We start from the raw sequence: 16,297 nt of genomic DNA, 5'->3' as shown, positions 1-16,297 counted from the left end.
CATGAACAAGCCGCTTATACTTATACTTGCCTTCTTTGTACTGGCCGTGCAGGCGATGGCGCAGCAGCGCCCGCAGTACAGCCAATACATGCTAAACAATTTCCTGCTGAACCCGGCCATTGCAGGAATCGAGGATTATGCCGATATCCGGGTAAGTCACCGGCGGCAATGGGTGGGGCTGGATGGCGCTCCCACCACCTATTATGTCTCGGCGCATACACCATTGAACAAAGGAGCCTCCAGTACCCGCTATCACCGGGCATTGGCGCACCACGGCCTGGGAGCCAGCTTCCATACCGACGAAACAGGTCCTTTGCGCCGGTCGGGCGTCAGCCTGTCCTACGCCTACCATCTGCCCATCACCAACAGTATAAATGTGTCGGCTGGTGCGGCTGCCGGTGTGATCAGGAGTTCTGTTAACTCCAGCGAGCTGGATCTGGCCAACGAAAGCGACCCACTGGCAGGCGGCGGCAACATCAACAACACAGTGCTGGACCTGAACCTGGGCCTGTGGGTGTATTCGCGTAATTTCTCGGTAGGGGTTGCCGGAGCGCAGCTGCTGGAAGACGCGGGAAGCTTTGGCGCCAACACCTACGAGGAAGCCACACTGGGCTTGCAGCGGCATTACTTCATCACGGGTAGTTACCGCCTCGAGCCAACCCCAAGCCTGGATGTGATTCCGTCGGTGATGGTGAAGCTGGCCAGCCCAAGTCCTGCCGCAGTTGACGCCAGTTTGCGGGTGATGTATGACGAACGCTTCTGGGTGGGCGGTGCTTACCGCCACAACGATGCCCTGGTGGCCATGGTGGGCGTGTATGTAAGTCCGCTGCTCGACATTTCCTACTCCTACGACTTTACCACCTCTGAACTGAACCAGGTGAGCGCTGGCACCCACGAGATTGTGGTGGGCTTTAAGCTGTTGAACGACAGGCGCATTATCTGCCCCCAGTGGGTGTGGTAAGCACACAAGTATAAACCAGGTGCCGCGTCAGGTGCCAAACGAAGCCCGGGCTGTTAGCAGTAGCCCGGGCTTCTCCTTTCTATGTGATTCTGTTTTTGTGCCGAATCATCAACTTCCTCCCGCCTCCTCGCGCACACTCTCCCCTGTTGCCATAACCCGCTTTGCCTAAAGTAGGTGTACACGAAATGGAGCAAATGTAAGACAATATCAAGCATATATAAGGCGTTAGCTATATATTGGGATGTTGTTAGGATATGAAAAAATTTAAATTTTCAGGTAAAACTTGCATTGTACCTAAAAATGTCAAAATTTAGATGAGCGAACAGAAATATTACCTCCAAAGAATTTAGATAATTTTTCTATGTAATGATTATAGTCTAATATTGCATCAGAAAATAAAGACTTAAGCTGTGGCCCGAGCATAAGTGGTTGATTAAGTACAAAATATCACCCTTGATGAAATCTGGTTTTTCAACTTTAAAGAAAATAATATAGAAAAACTTTACAAGCACGATTGATGAGAAGCTGGTTTCAAAAAGTTATACTTTTAATAGTATGCTTTTGCATTACGTCTGCTGCGGTTCTTGCTCAGCAAGCTCCATCTCTTGGTGCGGCCCACGATTTCAACGTGCTGGCGTGGAGCAAAGTATCGGATGCAGGCGGATCTGTAGTGAACGCCAGCGTGGGGGTGGCCAACGGCCCGATTGCCGGCTTCCCGCCCGGTTCCGTGAAACGCGGGCGCCACTCAAAAGACGCGGTGGCCATAGCAGCCCACGAAGATGCCGTGGCCGCTTTTCTGAATGCCTCTCTCCAATTGCCAACACACCCGCTTTACCCGGGCAACTTAACCGGGAAAACCCTGACGCCCGGCGTGTATTCCATTATCGGTGATGCAGCGCTTGGGGGTGTGCTGACCATCGACGGACAGTTCCAGCCCAATGCTACTTTTATCATCCGGGTTACCGGCAACTTCGCAGCTACCAGCAACGCCATTATCCGCCTGAAGAGCGGAGCCACCAGCAAGAACGTTTTCTTTGTGGTGGATAACGAGGTGAACATCAGCTCCAACTCCGACCTGGTGGGTAACTTCCTGGCCGAAGACAATGTGATGATGGAGAATTCGCGGCTTTTGGGCCGCCTGATCTCCTTGAAGGGGGAGGTAAACCTAAAGAACAGTACCCTAAGCCTGCCGGTAGACCTGGCGATCTCGATCAGGCGCAGCGGTGGCACCTATGGCCCGGACACGTACGGGTTCGGGGAAAGCATCACTTACTATATCCGGGTTCAGAACAACGGGCCGGTGAACGAGGAAGGCATCAAGGTACGGGACATTAACGTGCTCGGCGTGCAGCAGGGGTTCAGTTCTACCTTGCCCACTACCCTCTACGACCCTCAGACAGGCGTTTGGACAGTTGGCGCTTTGGCGTACGGCGAATCGGCTGAACTGACAATCACGTCCGTAATCAACAAGGCGGGCATCAACACGGTAAGCGCCGTGGTAGAAGGAGCGGGGGTAGACGAAACAATCCAGAACAACAGCGTGGTGCAGAGCTTTTGTGTGCTGCTGTCGGAGCCTACTCCCATTCAGGGCCCCACCGAAGTATGCGCCAACGGCACTTACATCTACAAGGCAGAACCCGTTAGTGGCGCCTCGCGCTACACATGGAACGTTCCCCGTGGCTGGACTTACAGGTTGGTGGATGCCAACGACCCGACAACCATTCAGGTAACGGTGGGCCAAACGGACGAAGCGGGATTCGTATCGCTGAAAGTAAGTAACGTGTGCGGTGAGGGCCCCGCGCGCTCTCTGGAGGTAACCCCGGTGCTGGGCGTGCCCGCCAAGCCATCGGCCATTGAGGGACCGGTGTCTTTTTGTGTGAGCGCACAGGGCTTAACTTACCGTGTTGCGCCCCAACCGAACACTGACAAGTATACCTGGCAACTACCCAACGGCTGGTCATTTGTTTCAGGGCAGGGAACCAACGAAATTGTGGTAAACGCCAGCGCGCAAGGAGGCAAAGTATCCGTTATTCCTTCCAATGCCTGCGGCGACGGTGAAGAGCAGGAACTGCAGGTAATTATCAACAATGCTCCGCCGGGAGTGCCGGCTGCGATCAGAGGAACCGGGCAAGGCTGTGCGGGCAAAACCACCACCTACGAGGTGACGCCTATTCCTGGTATAACGAAATACTACTGGGGTGTTCCGGCAGACTGGGTAATCACGTCGGGAGAGGGCACGAACAAAATAGTGGTTAAAGTAGGTACAAGTGAAGGCAATGTGACGGTACTGGCCGAGAACTCCTGTGGCAAAGGGCCGCTGGCCTCGCTGCCCGTTAAACCAGTGACAACTGTTACTCTAACCCCAGGGCCTATCACGGGTGACTTAAACTCCTGCGTGAACGCGATGGGCCTTGTGTATTCGGTGCAGCCGGTGGCACAGGCAATCGGCTATGTGTGGCAAGTGCCTGCGGGCTGGGTGATCACTGCGGGCGAAGGAACCAACAGCATCACCGTGAACGCAAGCAGCAATGGCGGCGAACTCTCGGTTACAGCCATCAACGATTGCGGTGTCAGCGGGAAAAGCGCCATTGCTATTGTACCGGCAACAGCAAAGCCGGCTGTGCCAGGAGCAATTGCGGGCTCCTCATTTGGCTGCGTAAAAGGCACCGGCACCTATAGCATCTCTGCCGTAACAGGCGCTACGTCTTATGTGTGGGAGGTGCCTGTCGGATGGGCCATCACCTCCGGCAACGGCACCACAAGTATAAATGTAACCGTTGGCAGTGCCTCCGGAAACATCAGGGTAAAAGCCTTGAACTCCTGCGGCGAAAGCAGCTTTAGCGAAATCAGCGTAACACCGACTGCTGCGGTGCCTGCTCCTCCGGTAGCTATTACAGGGCCGTTGGAAGTATGCCAGGGTGAAGCCGGCTATACTTATTCCATCAGCCCAATTGCCGGCGTGAAAAGCTACACCTGGAGTGCGCCGGAAGGATGGGTGATTACCTCCGGAAATGGGACCACAAGTATAAAAGTGAAGGCCGGGCCCGAAGGCGGGAATATTACCGTGGCCGCGGTGAATGATTGCGGTGCGGGAACAGCGGCAGTGCTGGCGGTATCGGTGGTGCCTTCGCCTCCGGACAAACCGGGTGCCATTACGGGCCTTGCCTCGGTGTGTGCCAGTCAGAAGAACATTGTCTATACCATTCAGCCTGTAAACGGTGCTACCTCGTACCGCTGGTCTGTGGGTGTGAACAACGGATGGAGCATTGTATCCGGCAACGGCACCACCAGCATTACGGTGAACGCAGGAGCCGTGGCAACCACTATCGCGGTGCAGGCCATCAATGCCTGCGGCGTGACCAGCGAAACACAACTGACAACTGTGGTAACAGACGGCGTGCCAGTTAAGCCAGGTCCGATAACGGGATCTACCGTGCTGTGCATCGGCAAAGAATACACCTTCAGCATCCAGCCTGTAAAAGACGCGCTTTCCTATAAGTGGGAGCTGCCGGCGGGCTGGGAGCCAGTAGGAAGCACAACGGGAACAACTATAAAAGTAATCACTACCGCCACAGGCGGAACAGTGCGGGTATCGGCCCTGAACAGCTGCGGACGCGGACCTGAGGAAAGCCTTGCCGTTACCCCGACTAACAACGCACCAATAACTCCTGGCGCCATAAGCGGCAGCACCGACCTGTGCGTCAGTGGCGAGGCCACCTTCAGCATTGCTGCCGTGACAGGTGCTTCTGGCTATGTGTGGAAAGTGCCAACCGGCACAGGCTGGTCCATCCTTTCCGGCCAGAACACTACCAGCATTAGGGTAAAAGTGGGGCAAAGCGCAGGAAACATCAGTGTGGCTGCCAAAAACGACTGCGGCGAAGGAACGGCAAGCACTAAAACAATCACCATTTCAACTACGCCTCCCGCCAAACCCGGCGCTATCACTGGCGACAAGGCCGTATGCGCGAGCAGCAAACTGACTTACAGCATCGCACTGGTGGCTGGCGCAACTGAATATGTATGGCAGGTGCCGCAGGAGTGGGTTATCCTCTCCGGGCAAGGCACTGCAAGTATAAGCGTAACAGCTGGCAGCACGGCTGGCACTATTACGGTAGTAGCGAAGAACGGCTGCGGCAACAACGGCAATGCGACATTGGCAGTAACACCTGCCTCTGGTACAGCCATCGCCCCGGGGCCTATCACGGCACCGGCTTATAGCTTCTGCCAGGGTGCCACCAACCTTACCTACAGCATTGCAGCGGTAGCGGGTGCCACCAGTTATAAGTGGGAGGCGCCACAGGGCTGGACAATCAAATCTGGTCAGGGAACAACAAGTATAAATGTGACAGCCGGGGCAACCACAGGCACCATGAAGGTAACCGCTGTGAACCCTTGCGGTGAAGGCGGGAGCCAGACACTGGCTGTTGCTCCGCAAAGCACGCCGTTGGTAGCGCAGATTGAGGTTGGTTCCGGAAGCCCCTGCGCCGGTGCCAGCACCACCTACACCGTAAAAGCAAATACCAACATCGACTCCTATCTATGGGAAGTGCCTCAGGGCTGGACGATCCTGAGCGGACAAGGTACCGGCACCATCACCGTGAAAACTTTCATGGCGGGTGGTACAGTAAAGGTAAAGGCAAAGAACAGCTGCGGTGAGGCGGGCATTGCTGAAGTAAGAGTGAGCCCGGTGCAGGAGAAGCCCGACATGCCAACGGCCGTACAGGGCAACGCAGGCGTGTGTATCGGGGCAACAGAAGTATACACCGTGCCAAATGCCAGCAGCTTCACCGCCTATACCTGGGAGGTGCCGCAAGGCTGGCAAATCATTTCCGGTCAGGGTACAGGCGCCATCACAGTGGTAGCTGGCCGCGAGGCGGGAAAAGTGACGGTAGTGGCCAGTACAGGTTGCGGTGCGGCTGATCCGGTTTCACTGGAGGTAAGCACCATGGATGCGCAGGGCCTGCAGCAGATAGTGGAGCTGAGCTCTCCTTGCCTTGGCCTGGTGTATGAAGTGGCACCACTGGCAGGAGCTACCACCTATACCTGGACAGTGCCGGCTGGCTGGTCCATCCTGACAGGGCAGGGTACCCCGCGCATTACGGCGAGAGCAGGAAATGGCGTAGGCAACGTGTCTGTTACCGCTAGCAACGGTGCTTGTACCACACCGTCTTCCAACCTGATGCCAAACGAGAAGCTGGCGCAAAACGAGCTGCACTTCCCGAACGTGTTTTCGCCGAACGGCGATGGTGACAACGACAAATGGCTGATCCGAAACATCGAGAACTACCCTGAGAACGAACTGACCATCCTGAACAGGTGGGGCAGCGAAGTATACAGGAGCAAATCATACAAGCAAAACTGGACCGGAGACAAGCTAAGTGAAGGCACTTACTACTATGTGATGCGGGTGAAAGTTTGCGGTGGAGAAGAGAAAGTGTTTAAGGGCTTTGTGATGATCGTACGGTAATGTGGAACAGCTTTAAAACAATACGGACACTGGTAGTACTGCTGGGCATAGCACTGGCCCCGGCCGCTTACGGACAGCAGGCGCCGCAGTACAGCCAGTACATTTTCAACGAGCTGGTGATCAACCCTGCCTACGCCGGCAGTAAGGAGATTCTGCACATCAACTCCACCTACCGCACCCAATGGACGGGTTTGGAGGGTGCCCCTGTTACCCAGACCTTGAGCATTGATGGCCCTACAACCAACAAACGTTTGGGCTGGGGTGTCCATTTCGTGAATGATGAACTGGGAGCGCAGTCTCAGACGGCGGCTTATGCCAACGTCTCCACACGCATTAACCTGGATCGCTTCTCCACCATTGCGTTTGGAGTGGCGGTGGGAGCCTCGCAGTACACACTCGATGGCACCATACTGGACCCGGGCAATGAGATGCCGGATGCCGCCATTCCGCAAGGACGCGTGTCGCAGATACTGCCAGACCTGAAACTGGGCGCCTTTTTCAATACCGAACGGTTTTACGCCGGGCTTTCCGCAGCCAGCATCATTCCATTTAAGGAGGAGAAAACCGAGATCGCCACGCCACGGACGCACTTCTTTCTGTCGTCCGGCTACGTGTTTGACCTGAACCGCAACGTGCGCCTGAAGCCAAGCATCCTGCTGAAAGAGGATTTCCGCAGCCCGACCAGCATCGATGTGAACGGCTTCGTGCTGCTGTACAACCGGGTGTGGTTCGGTGCTTCCTACCGGTCGGCCGTGCCGTTCTTCACCAACCAGCAGATGAAGCAGCTGGAGAAGCGCAATGCCCTGGCGCTGATCACACAAATTTATGCCACACCTAAGTTTAGGATAGGGTATTCGTACGATATTAGCCTCTCCGAACTTAAAAGTTACTCAAGCCACGAGGTGTCGTTGGGCTATACTTTCCTTAAAAAGAAGTATGGCCGCATCCTGACGCCCCGCAACCTATAGCCCTTGTACCCCATCCTTTATGACGCGTAAGTTTACTTTTGTCTTGTTGCTGCTCTGGTTCGTAACCGCAGGGCCTTCGGCTGTGCTGGCGCAGGACACGAAGCAGGCCGACAGATACTTCAGCAATTTTGAATTCAGCCTGGCACTGGAAGCCTACAAAAAAGTGCTGGAAAGCGGTGAGCCAAGCCTGGCCGTGGTGCAGCGCATTGCCGACAGTTACCGCATCCTCAACAACAGCAAGGAGGCAGAGTTCTGGTATGCCCAGGCCATAGGCTTCCCGAGCGCCGACCCATCAAACATCTACCTCTATGCTGAGGCCGCAAAGCGCAACGCCAACTACGATAAGGCGAAGCAGCTGTTTTTGGAATATGGCCGCAAAGTGCCTTCGCAGAGTACGCTGGCCCTGCGCATGGCCGCCTCCTGCGACACGGCCATGGTCTGGATGAAGAACCCGAAGCCCTTTGAACTGAAACAGCTGCGCAGCCTCAACTCAGAGGGAGCTGAGTTTAGCCCGGTGCGCATAAAAGACGGCCTGTTTTTAGCCTCTGACAGGCTAATGTCGGATAAGCGGCAGCAGACGGAGCGCAACAACTGGACGGGCAACGGCTTTATACAGATGTACTTTGCCCAGGCCACCTCCGATACTACCTGGGCTACGCCAGCCCCGCTGCCGTCATCCATCAACACGGCGTACCACAACGGCCCGGCAGATTACCTGGACAAGGAGCAGATGCTGTTCTTTACCCGCACCCATGTTGTAAAACGAAAGGTAAATGTATCGAGCGGCGACCCGACCAGCTGGTTTAAGGGCAGCATCAACGGTACTCACACCAACCGCCACGGCATTTATACGGCCAGGCGCAAGGGAAGTGACAAATGGGAGAACGTGCAGGCGTTTAAGTATAACAACACCGATGAGTTCTCGATAGGACATCCCGCCATCACTCCGGATGGAAAAATCCTATACTTCGTGTCGGATATGCCCGGCGGATACGGCGAAACGGATGTATACTTTAGTGCGCGCGAGGCAGACGGTTCGTGGGGCAAGCCTGTGAACGCGGGCGCGGTAATCAACACCAGCGGGCGCGAAAGCTTCGTGAGCCTTGGCAAGGACGGCTATCTGTACTTCTCCTCCGACGGGCACATCGGCATGGGTGGCCTGGACCTGTTCAAAGCACTTGGCACGCACGGTGCCTGGACAGAAGTAGTAAACCTGAAGTACCCGTTGAATACCTCTCAGGACGATTTTGGCATAGCCATGGACAGCAGCGGCACCAAAGGAATGCTCTCCTCCAGCCGCCTCTCCAGCAATGGGTTTGATGATATCCTGCGGTTTGAAGAGGTTAGAATACCATGCACGCTGACAGGCACCACCATTGAGCGGCTGGCGCAGAGCGGCACCACTAAAAAGATTGAAGTGCCGGTGCCAGGTGTGCTGCTGCAATTGTATGAAGATGGCTCTGATCAGGCGATAGAAGTATATTCCGATGCCAATGGCAACTTCAGCTTTCCGGTGAAGGCAGGTATGAAGTATAACCTGCGGGGCAGCAAGCCAAAATACCTTACGCAGTCGCTGGTAGTATCGCCGGACTGCCGTCTGAACACCGACTCGGTGAAGGTGGAGATGATTTTCCTGCGCGACACGCCAAACAAGCCCATTGTGCTGGAGAACATCTACTATGATCTGGACAAGTTCAATATCAAGCCCGAGGCTGCCAGAGAACTGGACAAACTGGTGCAAACGCTGAAGGACAACCCAGGCATCCGCATCGAGCTAAGTTCCCACACCGATAGCCGCCAGACAGACCGCTACAACCAGATGCTGTCGCAGTTGCGGGCACAGTCGGCTGTAGATTACATCATTTCCAACGGCATTGCGCGCGACAGGCTGGTCGCCAAAGGCTATGGCGAAACAAAGCTGATTAACAAGTGCAAGGACGGCGTGTCCTGCGCCGAAGACCAGCACCAGGAAAACCGCCGCACCGAATTTAAGATTCTAAAATAGCGCGCTATAAGTATAGCTTTGGCGAGTACAAAAGGGGCAGCAGGTATCATTTTCCTGCTGCCCCTTTTTGGCTTTTTAGAGGGTTGATGGTGTTTCTAAGACGGCGAAGCTATACTTTCCCTACTATGATCTTTACAATTGTCATCTCGAATACTCTTGAGGCGTGAGCCGAAGAGAGCCAGCGTAGCTGTAGAGATCTACCTGAAATTCTAAATAAATCTCTCACTGCGTTCAAGATGACAGTAGTAATACAATTTATACTTATTTCGTCTTATCCAGTTCCCTTCCCTGGAGGGGTGTGGCTTAACATCTGAAACCTCACAGTAGCTCGCCTTGCCCCAGACACTTGCAGGAACTGCGCACGCTTAATGTCTTACAACTTCTCCTCCAGCCACAGAAAACCACTGCTCAGCACAAACAGCAGGAAGAACCAGATCAGTGACATAGGCTCGTCTTTAAAAGCTACAGCGGTATCGGCAGGATTTATACTTTGCTGCGCTACAAAGCTTTCCACGGCAGCTTTTCGTGCGGCTATACTTTCAAATTCCCAAGCAGCGGAATCCTGTACAAAGAAGTAGAAGGGCGCAGCACCGGCTGTTTGCACCTGATGCCAGCCACTGCGGCGGGGCCAGAACGTGCCACTGAACTGCTCCGGCTGGTGCAGGTTTTGCGCCAGCGGCAGGTTTATACTTGCCGAATCAGTGAGGGAAGTAACAGTAGCTGTTGGAACAGCTGCGTTCGCTGCCAAGGTATAATCTGTAAAAGCAAGTATAACCGGCTTGCTTGGGTGTGGTGCCTGCGGCTGTGTTACCTGCCAGAATCTCTCCCGCACCTCTTCTTTTGCTACCGCTGATAACAAGCTTGCCCAGTAGCTGGCGTACGTCGCGTCCTTACCCTCCAATTGCCACGGGAATGTCTGCGGCACGAAACTAATCGCCACTTTGCCCCAGCCAGCGCGTTTTACTCCGGCTAGAAAGCTGTTTTCCTGCTCCGTCACTAAACTCTTTACCGCCGTGGTGGGAACAAGCGCATAAGGTGCGGCCATGGCATCAGCGGTGCTATTGGTTGCCCAGGAGGCGCGTGTGCGGCGGGTGTCCTGCTGCGAGAGGCGCTTCGTCTGGAAGCCAGTGAAGAAAGCCGTGGTACGAGAAGCGGGAGGTGCCGAGGCAATGGTGAGCACGCCCAAACCATTTTCCGTCACAGCCTGCTGCAGCGCGTTTCTTTCAGAAGCGCTAAGGTTCTGCAGCGCCTCCGGCTCTGTGATCACCACATCAAAGTTCTGCAATAGTTTGGAGGTGATGCGGCTAAGGTCGGTGCGGGGCATGTTGAGCCATTCAGATTGACCCAGGTCTTTGCTGATGGAGGTGCGCAAGGCTACCTTGTGCTGTTGCTGTGCCAAATGGTTCTTCAGAAACTTAAACTCAAAATTGGGCGAAGAAGCCAGCAGAAGCACGCCCAGCGGCTGCTGCGGGATTACCTGCACTGGCACCTGCCCTAACGTGTCGCGCTGTTCATCGGCTTTACTTACTAGTGTGTACGTGAAGCGCCCAGACAGCTTTGGCGTGTAGCGGAGGCGAAAGGTGGCGGTGCTGTCTGCCTGCACCTCTATAGAATCCTGAGCTTTGCCGCCTGCGTGCAAGTATAGCTTTACCTGATTTTTACCTGCTGCTTTATACTTGCCCGTCACCTCTACCGCCTCTCCTAGGTTGATACGTTGCGGCCAGCTTACTATTTGTACACCCGCCGGAGCAGGCGTTAAGTGCGGCAGCACGTGCAGGTTTTGCAGTTGCTGTAGTTCCGCTTCCTCCAGACCATAGCCGAGTAAATGCAGTGTCTGCAGGCCCGGCTGTTGCTGGCGCAAGTTGTGTAAAGACGCCAGCGGTAGAGCGTCAGCATTAGAGCTCGTGTTGTAAGTATACACCTGCGGCTTTGCGTCCAGTTCTTGCAGGAGCGCATCTAAGGTGTCGGAATTATAGCCCTCTGTTAAAAGGATGGCAGTGCCGGGGCTGATCGCTTGCTGCGTAGCTGGCGGAAATACCAGCAGCACCAAACTGATGCTTGCCACAGCGCTAGCCAGCAGTCGCCAGGACAGGCGCTGGCGGTTAGGCCTTCGCCACGCCAGCCACAGCAGGAGCAGGATAACGGGTAGCGCAATAAGCCAGGGAAGGTAGGTCATAATATAAATAAATTAGCGCGGCGGCAGGCCCAGCATCGCGCGGAAATTCTCCTTGCCCTCAGGCAGCTTTTTCAGGTTCTCAATTAATGTAACGGCTCGGTCGACACGCAACTGCACGCTCTTCACGCCAGCCACATGGTGTAGCATGTAGCGCTGCATGCCCGGCTTCAATCGTTGAAAACGTCTGTTTCCTTCCTCATCCTGTTGTAGCAATTCCTCCATCTCGGCGGGTACTTCGGTGCCATACGTGCTATTGTCCTTTTGCAGCATTACCGCTACCGTGTCATCGAGTTTGATGCCTGCTTCCTGCATGCGTTTCTTGCTGATGCTGATGTAGGCTTTTCCTTCTCCCAAAGCCATTAAGCCGCATTGGAATTTCAGCTTTTGGTTGACGGTGCAATGCAGGCGTATTTTCAGCGTACCCAGCTGCTGCACTACCTCCTGCGGCACCTCCAGGTAGTGCATCCTCGGCAGGTGTTGGAGGAGTCGAATATGTGTCTGAAACTGGATCATACTTAGTTTTTGCTCATTCATTTAAATGGCCGTTTATTCTTGAGGCTTTGCTTGGCGCAAGCGTCCGCTTGTGCCTGCGACTGCTTCTGCTTCTGCTATACTTCCATAGCCACTGCTTGCCTTAACTTGAACTAAGTTATTCTTTCTAGCTGCCGTTTATCCTCCAGTTCCCAATCACCTACTGCTTCACTTCTTGCTTTGGAGCGCTCACGGCCGCGGGGCCTCGTCCTCGGGTATCGCGCTGTGCAATTGAAGCTGCCATCGCTTCGCTGCAGGCTGCCCTTCGGGCACCGCATCAATTACAAGGCGCTCAACCCAAGGACTGGAATCAGTTCAGTTAGCCATAGCCTTTGCTATGCAAGTTATACTAGGTCCCCCTTTGAAGGGGGTAGGGGGATGTTTATAACTCTGCTGAACATCCCTCCCAAACCAAAACCTCGCAGCGTGCGCAGCTCCTGCGAGCGTCAGCGACAAAGCCTACCGCCTAAGCCGCTCCATGTACTCCTGTGCCAGCTTGCTGCGCACCACCTGTCCCGGCTGCGGCGTTTTCTCGGCTGGAGGCAGCAGCGTTACCCACGCCCGCTCCATCATTATCAGGCACGAAGCACACAGCTTTTCTCCCGCTTTTACTTCTGAGATCAGCTGCCGCAGGTCTTGTAGCGCCCGAAGGTTTTTGCTTGGTTTATTAAGCGCCTGAGCTGCCATTTCCTGTCCTGCCAGCTCCAACAATTGCGCGTCGGCTGGTTTATACTTGCCGGTTTGCTTATACTTTGCCAGCCAGTTCAAGGCCGCTTTGGTATGCTCCAACTGCTGCTCCTGCTTGATGGTGTTGCGCTCGTTCAGCGGCGTGATCTTGTTCAGTTCCCCTGTCAGGCGAAGTTCCGGCTCTTTAAGAGGTGGCGCTTCAAAACCTGTTTTCGCCACATAAGCCCGCTGCGACTGCTGCACATCTTTGAGCATGCGAAGTGCTTTGTACTCGAACGGCAGCGCCTCTTTGGGTTTGTAGGTACGCAGCCGCAGCTCCGCCTCCCACATATGCGCCAGCGCGCCCTGCAGCTTCGCTTTCACAGCTGGCTCGAAAATAGTGGCGGCGCCTTCCTGGTCGTGTTTGTGCAGGTACGGGTCAAGCAATGCCTCAGGGCTGTTCTGATTTTCGAGTTCAGGGTGATCGTGGCCGTCTCCGGCAGTGTGCTGCGCCTCCTCATGCCCTTCTGCACCCTCAGGTATGCCGCCTCCCGGACCGATACCGCTTTCAAACTCCTCCCCTAAAAATTTACCGTACCGCAGGCGCAGCAGCTTCTGATCCACGCCGATGTTGTTGGACCGCTCCTGGAACTCGGCCTGGCTGATGCTCTTCTGTTCCTTAATCAGTTTTTCTGTGTCGATGATGATCTGGCGCTGGCTGCGAAAATACTCCGGCACCGGGTTCACACCGGCTGTCATGTCGAAATTTGCCTCTACGATGGTGGTATCCTCGATCTGCACGAAGTATGTTTCGGAGCGGGTGTAGCCGCGGTGGTTGTCCCAAGCCTGCAGGTAAAAGTATAGCTCATCGCCAAAGCTCATGCCCAGCTTCTGCAGGTCCAGCGTCTGCTGCACGCTGTAGTTGCGGCTGTTTCCGCTGAGGTTGAGTTTGATCTTTTCTTCTCTAAACTTTACCGCCTCACCCGTGCCTTTTGCCACGGTCGCGATCATACTTGCCTCACGGATGCCATAATCATCCGAAAGTTTTGCCTGCAGCACCACCCGCTGCGGCTCGCCCAGCCGGATCTCTGTATATTCTTTAGGTTTGCTGATCTGAATGGCCGGTGCCTCGTCCGGAATCACCTCTAAGGTATAAAAGGTAGATTTCTGCCCGTTCAGGTTAATGGTATAGAGCCCGGAGCGGCTGAAGCTTTGGGAGAAGGTATAGCCAGCCTTCCCCGTTTTAAAAGCACGTGGCTCCTGCTCGTTTAGCTCCAGTTGCAGCGCGTTGGCAGGCCTGTTGGTGCGGATGCGCCAGGTAATGGTAGATCCTTCCTCAACGCGAAGATTAGGAGATTCTGCCGTGTAGGATTTTTTACCCGTGTAAGCCGGAGGCGTAATGGTAATGTCAGTTTTGAGGATCACAGTGGCTGTGTCAGCTGCGACCGCGGGTGCATTTGGGAAATTTACCTTTACTTCTGATGGGGAATTGAGTGCTTGCAAAGGAGCTGCAGGCAAGTATAAAATGCCCAGCGAGAGCACCAGCGCCAGCCCAAGCGCCACATACGAAGCAGTGCCGCGCAGCGTAAATGTTTTCTCGTTCTCCGGATGCAGCCCTTGAAGTATGGCCGCGACTTTCTGCTGTTGTAGCCGCTGTAGTAGGTTTTTAGGTTCGTGCAGGAGTAATTCAGTGCTATCCTCCAGTTGCGGGTACTGCCGGTTCAGGTGCTGCGCCACCTGCTTCAGGTTGGTTTGACTGACGCTCTTCCAGCGCAGCGCGAAGTACAAAACAGCTCCTGCAAGTATAGTTATTGCTACAACTGCCAAAGCGGGAACATCAAAACGCCATTTATATAGCAGGGAAAAACCGATGGCCGCGGCTGCGAATGTCTGCAGCGCATACAGCCACAGCTTCGCCTGCACGTAACGGCTGCGAATCTGGCGGAGGGTATGGATGCTTTGCTCAACTGCCATGGCTATACTTGCTGCGCCTTCCGGCGATGAATCTCTCGATTAAAAATAACACAAACGCGGCTAATACCACCCATTTCAGAAGCGATTCGCGCTGTGCCTCAGGTGCCACGGCAGCTACCACGGAGGTGCGTACAGGAGGCATCAGTTGCTGCTCGTCCACCGCCCGGAGGTCATGTTGCGTTGCTTTTGGTGATTGGAAAAGTAGCGGGAGCAGCAGTTCTGGTAGGGCTCCGCCCTGGCTCAGTTCGCTCCAGGCGGGGCTAAAACCACTGCGGAAAGTATACACCATGCCCTTACCGATTTGCGCTGCGCTTAGCAGCTGTTCTCCACCTGTAGTTGCCCACAAAGCTGTTGCTCCAGCTGCCTCATCACCTCCAAAACTTACCTGCTTCACCGCCGCCTGACTGCCATCTGCCAGCGCCATACTTGCCTTTTGTGTGGATGATTCTGCCCCCGGCTGCACCCACACCTGCAGGCCCTGGGGCACGCGCTGTTTTATACTTTGCGGCAGTTCGGTTTGCTGTAGCCAAAACACCCAGTCTCCCTTAGCCGTGTCTGCTATGATGCTGATGGGTTGGCCGGTGTAGCTGCCGATAGCTTGTAAAGCGGCTTTCAGATACGGCACCTCTTCCTGCTGCGCCTTGCTGGCAAGTATAGAGACCTGTAATGGCTCCGTCTGCACCTTTACATGGCTGGTGCTGTTGCCGATGCTGGCCTGCAGCGAATCACCGGTTAGCTGTAGCCGGAGTTGCTGCTTATCTGGCAGCGCTATACTTCGTGCTGATGCACTGGTGTGGTAGCGGCTGTAACGGTTGCCTTCGCGGGTACTGTGGCCCACGAGCAGCAGCAGGCTATCAGGGCTGGTCTGCACGGCGGCCTGCAGCCAATCGGCGGTAGCGGTGGTGGCAATCGGTAGCCAACGGATGTTTTCGGGCAGAGCTTCTGGCCTGGTGCCTGCAAAGTGCTGTTGCTGGTCGGAGGTGAAGAGCCAGACGCTGTCCTGCGGGTTTTCATATTTAGTAGCCAGGGCAGGCAACAGGCTCCAATAGTTACTGTGGCTGCTGAAGGTGCTGTCCTGGGTGCGGTTCTTGAGCTGCTGCCACGCCTCCTGCGGAATCTGTGGAAAGCCTGCTGTAAAAGTGTGCAACGAGTAGCCGCGCAGCAGCAGCGAATTCACCATAGGCTGAACGACTTCCCTGGCTGAATTATACAGCAGCTCCTGCCCCACGTACACTGCTTTTTGCCCCTGTGCTTTTGGCTGATGCACCCACACCGGTTGCGCCAGCGCCACCGCCAGCAAAATAAGTATAAAGCAGCGCAACAGCAGCAGCCACACATCGTGCAGTTTAATGCTGCTCCAGCGCTGGCTCGCCGAAGCCTCCAGCCAACGAAGACTGCCCACCTTCACCGTCTTTCCCTGCCGTTTGTTCCACAGGTGAATGGCGATCGGGACAAGTATAGCCGACGCTGCAAAAAGCCAGTATGGTGCGAGAAAGGTCAATTTTGAATAACTGAATGACTGAATTTTGAATGAGCGACTGAGTGAATG

At 54.9% G+C, this 16,297-nt stretch carries 8 protein-coding genes; 4 read left to right on the top strand and 4 right to left on the bottom strand.

Features of this window, described 5'->3' with window-relative positions; genetic code table 11:
• Position 1 precedes the first annotated feature (1 nt).
• The 4 genes from A0W33_RS07825 (at position 2) to A0W33_RS07810 (ending at position 9,401) form a co-directional block, all read left to right on the top strand.
• Positions 2-961, top strand: coding sequence for a PorP/SprF family type IX secretion system membrane protein (locus A0W33_RS07825; protein ID WP_068837629.1), 960 nt, complete (start codon positions 2-4; stop codon positions 959-961).
• A 517-nt stretch (positions 962-1,478) separates the two neighbouring features.
• On the top strand, positions 1,479-6,428 hold the full coding sequence (locus A0W33_RS07820; RefSeq protein WP_082815167.1) for an ice-binding family protein: 4,950 nt from the start codon (positions 1,479-1,481) through the stop codon (positions 6,426-6,428).
• On the top strand, positions 6,428-7,396 hold the full coding sequence (locus A0W33_RS07815) for a PorP/SprF family type IX secretion system membrane protein (RefSeq protein WP_068837627.1): 969 nt from the start codon (positions 6,428-6,430) through the stop codon (positions 7,394-7,396). Before A0W33_RS07820 ends, A0W33_RS07815 begins: the two co-directional genes overlap by 1 nt.
• Positions 7,397-7,415: 19 nt before the next feature.
• A complete protein-coding gene (locus tag A0W33_RS07810) occupies positions 7,416-9,401 on the top strand; it encodes an OmpA family protein (RefSeq protein WP_082815166.1) in 1,986 nt (661 codons plus the stop codon).
• 373 nt (positions 9,402-9,774) lie between these two features.
• Here A0W33_RS07810 and A0W33_RS07805 read toward each other — a convergent pair whose 3' ends face one another.
• The 4 genes from A0W33_RS07805 to A0W33_RS07790 form a co-directional block, all read right to left on the bottom strand.
• Positions 9,775-11,577, bottom strand: coding sequence for a hypothetical protein (locus A0W33_RS07805; RefSeq protein WP_068837626.1), 1,803 nt, complete (start codon positions 11,575-11,577; stop codon positions 9,775-9,777).
• Between the two features lie 12 nt (positions 11,578-11,589).
• The gene (locus A0W33_RS07800) at positions 11,590-12,111 is read right to left on the bottom strand and encodes a DUF1905 domain-containing protein (RefSeq protein WP_229802097.1); all 522 of its coding nucleotides are present in this window, start codon (positions 12,109-12,111) and stop codon (positions 11,590-11,592) included.
• A gap of 456 nt (positions 12,112-12,567) precedes the next feature.
• The gene (locus A0W33_RS07795; RefSeq protein WP_068837624.1) at positions 12,568-14,748 is read right to left on the bottom strand and encodes a DUF4175 family protein; all 2,181 of its coding nucleotides are present in this window, start codon (positions 14,746-14,748) and stop codon (positions 12,568-12,570) included.
• Positions 14,738-16,249 (bottom strand): BatA domain-containing protein, encoded by a 1,512-nt coding sequence (locus A0W33_RS07790; RefSeq protein ID WP_068837623.1) that lies wholly within the window; start codon positions 16,247-16,249, stop codon positions 14,738-14,740. The genes A0W33_RS07795 and A0W33_RS07790 overlap by 11 nt, the downstream gene beginning before the upstream one ends.
• Positions 16,250-16,297 lie beyond the last annotated feature (48 nt).

It is taken from the genome of Pontibacter akesuensis (assembly GCF_001611675.1).
Lineage (GTDB): Bacteria > Bacteroidota > Bacteroidia > Cytophagales > Hymenobacteraceae > Pontibacter > Pontibacter akesuensis.
The sequence above is the reverse complement of the archived record's forward strand: the minus strand, read 5'-3'. Positions and strand labels throughout refer to the sequence as shown.

Excerpts from the sequence above, each read along its gene's own strand:
- A0W33_RS07825 (WP_068837629.1), top strand. The coding sequence starts at position 2 with ATGAACAAGCCGCTTATACTTATACTTGCCTTCTTTGTACTGGCCGTG.
- A0W33_RS07820 (WP_082815167.1), top strand. The coding sequence starts at position 1,479 with ATGAGAAGCTGGTTTCAAAAAGTTATACTTTTAATAGTATGCTTTTGC.
- A0W33_RS07815 (WP_068837627.1), top strand. The coding sequence starts at position 6,428 with ATGTGGAACAGCTTTAAAACAATACGGACACTGGTAGTACTGCTGGGC.
- A0W33_RS07810 (WP_082815166.1), top strand. The coding sequence starts at position 7,416 with ATGACGCGTAAGTTTACTTTTGTCTTGTTGCTGCTCTGGTTCGTAACC.
- A0W33_RS07805 (WP_068837626.1), bottom strand. The coding sequence starts at position 11,577 with ATGACCTACCTTCCCTGGCTTATTGCGCTACCCGTTATCCTGCTCCTG.
- A0W33_RS07800 (WP_229802097.1), bottom strand. The coding sequence starts at position 12,111 with ATGAATGAGCAAAAACTAAGTATGATCCAGTTTCAGACACATATTCGA.
- A0W33_RS07795 (WP_068837624.1), bottom strand. The coding sequence starts at position 14,748 with ATGGCAGTTGAGCAAAGCATCCATACCCTCCGCCAGATTCGCAGCCGT.